This window comes from uncultured Porphyromonas sp., assembly GCF_902489635.1.
Lineage (GTDB): Bacteria > Bacteroidota > Bacteroidia > Bacteroidales > Porphyromonadaceae > Porphyromonas.
This window is the reverse complement of record NZ_CABUAN010000063.1, coordinates 1-5,167: the sequence shown is the minus strand read 5'-3', so window position 1 is coordinate 5,167 and position 5,167 is coordinate 1. Positions and strand designations below refer to the sequence as shown.

Genomic DNA, 5,167 nt, shown 5'->3' with positions numbered 1-5,167 from the left:
CCCCGAACGACCCACGGACGCTAGACGCCTCCTGATTTATCGACCCCTTGTGGGTCGGACTAAACGAATCTACAGCTCTAGTCCGACCTCCCGCTAGGGGAGGTCGGACTGGGGCTGTGTCTTCACTTAGTCCGACCCACAAGGGGTCGACCTGCTACCACATTCGCCTATCCCCCAGTCGTTCGGAGCTTTGCTCCTTCGACTGGGGGCTATGATTCGTCCGACCGCAAGCGGTCGCTTCCTTAGTCACCTGCGCTCGTCTTATTGTACAATAACGGAACGATTAACGATGTGTAGGGACGCACGATCGTGTCTAGCCGGAGAGCGTCCGTTGTGTCAAAACGAGACGAGTAACGATGTGTAGGGACGCACGGCTCGTGCGTCCGTTGTATCAAAGGTTACAGCATCGTGGTTTTAACGGGGACGGACGCACAGACCGTGCGTCCCTACACAGGGCTACATGTCTCGTGCCCCCCTCATTGGACTATTCGTGCGATCCCTCCGATCCCCTCTCTCTTCTAATCTCTAATCCCCTTACCCTTCCGATCACTCTTATAAAAAAGGACCTCGCAGAGGTCCGACGAATCATAGCCGTGGGTCGGAGGGGCAAAGCCCCGAACGACCCACGGACGCTAGACGTCACCTGATTTATCGACCCCTTGTGGGTCGGACTAGACGAATCTACAGCTCCAGTCCGACCTCCCGCCAGGGGAGGTCGTCCCCCCTTTATACGCCCCTGTGTCCCCCAGTCGTTCGGAGCTTTGCTCCTTCGACTGGGGGCTATGATTCGTCCGACCGCAAGCGGTCGTTTCCTTCGTCACCTGCGCTCGTCTTATTGTATGACAACGGAACGTCTAGCCCGTTGTGTCAAAGCGAGACGAGTAGCGATGTGTAGGGGCGGACCTGCGTGTCCGCCCGTCCTCGTCAAAGCGCTGTATACCCTGTGGGCGGACACGCAGGTCCGCCCATACATGAACCACATCAACACGACAACTTCACCCATCAATCGCTGTGACACCAGTATTTGTATGGTTACACGTGTCGCTTTGACACAAACGGGTTACACGTTTTGCCGTACTACAACAGTCGCACCGCTTACAGCATCGTGTCCTGGTAGTAGTCGAGTGCCTCGGTGATGTCGAGGGGCGCGTTCTGTAGTTCGTGGACTTGACCGATGGCAGTGAGAGCGACAGTGGTGATGCGCTGGGCGTCGCTATTCTTCTTGTCGTGGAGCATCAGTTCCCTGAGCGCATCGTAGTCTCGGCAGGTGATGGGGAGTGAACGGTATAGCTCCTGCACTACGGCGAGCAACTGATGTAGCAGCTCCTTGGGGAAGCCTAGCTTGACGTGCGAGAGGTAAAGCTCGGGCACGAGTCCCAGAGCGACCGCCTCGCCATGTAGCAAAGGTGTGTCGCTGTGCTGATGGCTCCACGCCTCGAAGGCGTGCCCAAAGGTGTGCCCTAGGTTGAGCTGGTGACGAAGCCCCTGATCTAGACGATCCTGCGCCACGATGTCGAGTTTGAACTGCACCGCCTCACGAATGAGCGGGGTGAGTTGCTCTAAAGAGAGCGGTTGCTCGGGCAGCACCTGCAGCAGCCGACGCCACAGGTCTGGACTAACGAGTAGGCCATACTTGATCAGCTCGCCACAGCCTGAGCGTAGCTCCTCCTCTGGGAGGCTCTCCAGCCAAGCTGTGTCGCAGAGCGTCAGCGTGGTCGCTTCATTGGCAAAAGCTCCGAGCAGATTCTTGACACCCGCAAAGTTGACCCCGCATTTGCCCCCCACAGCCGCGTCTGCCATGGCGAGGAGCGTCGTGGGGAGTAGGACGAGCGAGACACCCCGCATATAGATCTGAGCGAGGAAGCCGACGGCGTCGCTCACGGCTCCACCGCCCAGTGCGATGAGTGTAGCTCCACGAGTGGCATCCTGCTCGAGGAGCCAGCGCGCCATCTCGGCGATGCCCTCCAGGCTCTTCGCCTCCTCAGGGTCGTTGATCAGATAGCGAGGCAGCCCCGTTAGCTCAGGGTAGCTCTTCGCTATCAGCTCTTGGCTCAGATGCCACACCCTCGCATCTGCCAGTAGGTAGTAGCTCTCGGGCTTGCCTTGGCGGAGCAACTCCCGCAGGTAGTCGCCCATCAGGTTGCCCACGAGCACCCTCGACTGGGTGGAGATGAAGGCTAGGGGTGGCATCTGGTCTAGCTGTTGGTCTAGCTGCTAAATCAGCGAGACGATATGGTCTATGGCCGCTTGTAGCCCCTCAGGGTTGCGTCCGCCAGCCGTCGCAAAGTGTGGCTGACCACCGCCACCGCCCTTGATGAGGGAGGCGACCTCCTTGATGAGCTTGCTAGCGTTGAGTCCCTTGTCGACCAGGTCTGGCGAGAGAATCACCGTGAGGGTACACTTGCCCTCCTCGGCAGCACCGATGAGTGCTAGGTAAGAGCCTTGTAGTCGCTCGCGAATGGTGCCAGCGACATCCTTAGCGACGTCGCTACTCATTGGCTTATTGACGGTGACGATGGTAGTCTCGCCATGCTTCGTCTGATCGGCCAGTGCCTGTAGCGCTATCTGCTCTGCCTGTGCCTTGGTGTACTGCTCGATAGCCTTGCGCTGCTCGGCACCCTCGGCAATCAGTCGGTCTAGCGCCTTGAGCGGATCGGGCACATTGTTGAGCCTCTCGTTGAAGAGCTGCAACTGCTCCTCTAGATGATGTACATACTCCTCAGCCTTGGGCCCCGTGACCGCCTCGATACGCCTGATGCCAGCGGCAATAGAGCCCTCACTGATGATCTTGAAAAAGCCTATCTGCCCCGTGCTAGCCACGTGGGTACCACCGCATAGCTCGACCGAGTCGCCATACTTGATGACGCGCACCTCGTCGCCATACTTCTCGCCAAAGAGTGCCATCGCACCCATCTCCTTAGCCTTGGCGATCGGCACATTGCGCTGCTCATCACGAGGTCTGTCGGCACGGATCTCCGCATTGACTAGTCGCTCTACCTCGGTGATCTCTTCGGGGGTCAACTTCTTGAAGTGTGAGAAGTCAAAGCGTAGCAGGTCTGCCGATACGAGCGAACCCTTTTGCTCTACATGAGTGCCGAGCACGGCTCTCAGTGCGTGGTGCATCAGGTGCGTCGCCGTATGGTTTGCCTCCGTGAGGTGACGCAGCTCAGCCCCGACACGCGCGATGAGCGGCTGCTTAGGATCTGCGGGGAGGGCCGAGAGGATATGGACGGTGAGGTTGTTCTCCCGCTTGGTGTCTAGGATTGGGTACTCGGTGCCGTCCTGAGCGATCAGCACGCCCTTGTCGCCCACCTGACCACCCATCTCAGCGTAGAAGGGAGTCTCCGCCAGCACCACCTGATAGTAGCTGCGCTTCTTGTCAGCCACCTTGCGGTAGCGCAGGATATGCGTCTCGATCTGGAGCGTCTCGTAGCCTACGAAGGTGCTCTCGGTGGTCTCCTCGTCGAGGACCACCCAGTCGGCAGCGTCGATGGCGGCAGCCTGACGGGCACGACTCTTCTGCTCCTGCATCAGTTTGTCAAAAGCCACCTGATCGAGCGTCATACCACGCTCCGACAGGATCAACTCCGTGAGGTCTAGTGGGAAGCCGTAGGTGTCGTACAGGACGAAAGCGTCGGCACCTGACAGAACTTTCGCGTCCTGGGGTAGCTCCTGTATCTTGCTCTCTAGAAGTTTAAGTCCCTGAGCGAGGGTGCGTAGGAAGCTCTCCTCCTCCTCCTTGATCACCGAAGCAATCAGTTCGCGCTGAGCTACAATCTCGGGATAAGCTTCGCCCATCACCTCATTGAGCGTGGGTAGGAGCGTGTAGAGCATCGGCTCATCGGCATGGAGGAAGGTGTAGGCGTAGCGCACGGCACGACGTAGGATACGACGGATCACGTAGCCCGCCTTAGCATTGCTCGGGAGCTGTCCGTCGGCGATAGCAAAAGCGATCGTACGGATGTGGTCAGCGACGACACGCATGGCGATGTCCACCTGCTCGTTCTGACCGTACTGCTCCCCGCTGAGTGTCTCGATAGCACGGATCAGAGGGGTGAAAAGGTCGGTGTCGTAGTTCGACTTCTTGCCCTGCATAGCCATACAGAGACGCTCGAAGCCCATGCCGGTATCGATCACCTTGTGGGGTAGAGGCTCTAGATGTCCGTCAGCCTTGCGGTCGTACTGCATGAAGACGAGGTTCCAGATCTCGATGACCAGTGGGTGATCCTTGTTGACTAGATCACGTCCGCAGACAAGCTGACGCTCCTCCTCGCTACGCAGGTCAATGTGTATCTCGGAGCAAGGACCGCAGGGACCTGTGTCGCCCATCTCCCAGAAGTTGTCCTTGCGAGAGCCGTCGATGATACGATCCTCCGTGGTGTACTGTAGCCAGTAGCTGGCTGCCTCGTCGTCACGGCTCAGCCCTTCCTCAGCACTGCCACCGAAGACGGTCACGTAGAGGCGATCCTTGGGTAGCTGGAGACGCTCCGTGAGGAAAGTCCAGGCGAACTCGATAGCCTCTTTCTTGAAGTAATCGCCAAAGGACCAGTTGCCCAGCATCTCAAACATGGTGTGGTGGTAGGTATCGCGTCCTACCTCCTCGAGGTCGTTGTGCTTGCCGCTCACGCGGAGACACTTTTGTGAGTCTGCTGCACGACGATACTGAGGCTCTTTATTGCCCAGGATGATATCCTTAAATTGGTTCATCCCGGCATTGGTAAACATGAGCGTGGGGTCGTCCTTGATCACCATCGGTGCCGAGGGTACAATGCGGTGTCCGTGCTCCTCAAAGAAGTCGAGAAAGGCTTTTCGTATATCGTGTGCTGTCATCATAATCTATAGAGCATGCTATGCTAATACTTAATACGCTACAAAGGTACGAAATTAGAGGTTAGGGGGAGGAGAGATTAGAGGTTAGAGATTAGAAGTTAGAAGTTAGAGATTAGAAGTTAGAGGTTAGAGGTGAGAAGTTAGAGATTAAAAGTTAGAGATCCGATCATTCTGATGGCTCCGATTCATTCCGATTCACTCTGATCTCTAATCTCTAACTTCTAACCTCTAATCTCTAATAACATATCTTTACGGGGAAATTCGTCCGATCCCATCCTTTCTCGAATATCCACGTGGAAAATCTCAAATCTCCACGTGGATATTTTTTATTTTCCAC

General features: G+C 56.8%; 2 protein-coding genes. Both read right to left on the bottom strand.

Annotated features, from left to right (window positions below):
* Positions 1-1,095 precede the first annotated feature (1,095 nt).
* Positions 1,096-2,190 carry a 3-dehydroquinate synthase family protein gene (locus RDM37_RS08345; protein ID WP_308556676.1) on the bottom strand — a complete coding sequence of 365 codons (1,095 nt, stop codon included), beginning with the start codon at positions 2,188-2,190 and terminating at the stop codon, positions 1,096-1,098.
* 24 nt (positions 2,191-2,214) lie between these two features.
* Entirely contained in the window at positions 2,215-4,833 is a 2,619-nt protein-coding gene (gene alaS, locus RDM37_RS08340; protein WP_308556674.1) for an alanine--tRNA ligase, read from the bottom strand.
* Positions 4,834-5,167: the final 334 nt, after the last annotated feature.

What these genes read in the sequence shown, in the direction of transcription:
- RDM37_RS08345 (WP_308556676.1), bottom strand. Translation starts at nt 2,190, where the DNA reads ATGCCACCCCTAGCCTTCATCTCCACCCAGTCGAGGGTGCTCGTGGGC.
- alaS (WP_308556674.1), bottom strand. Translation starts at nt 4,833, where the DNA reads ATGATGACAGCACACGATATACGAAAAGCCTTTCTCGACTTCTTTGAG.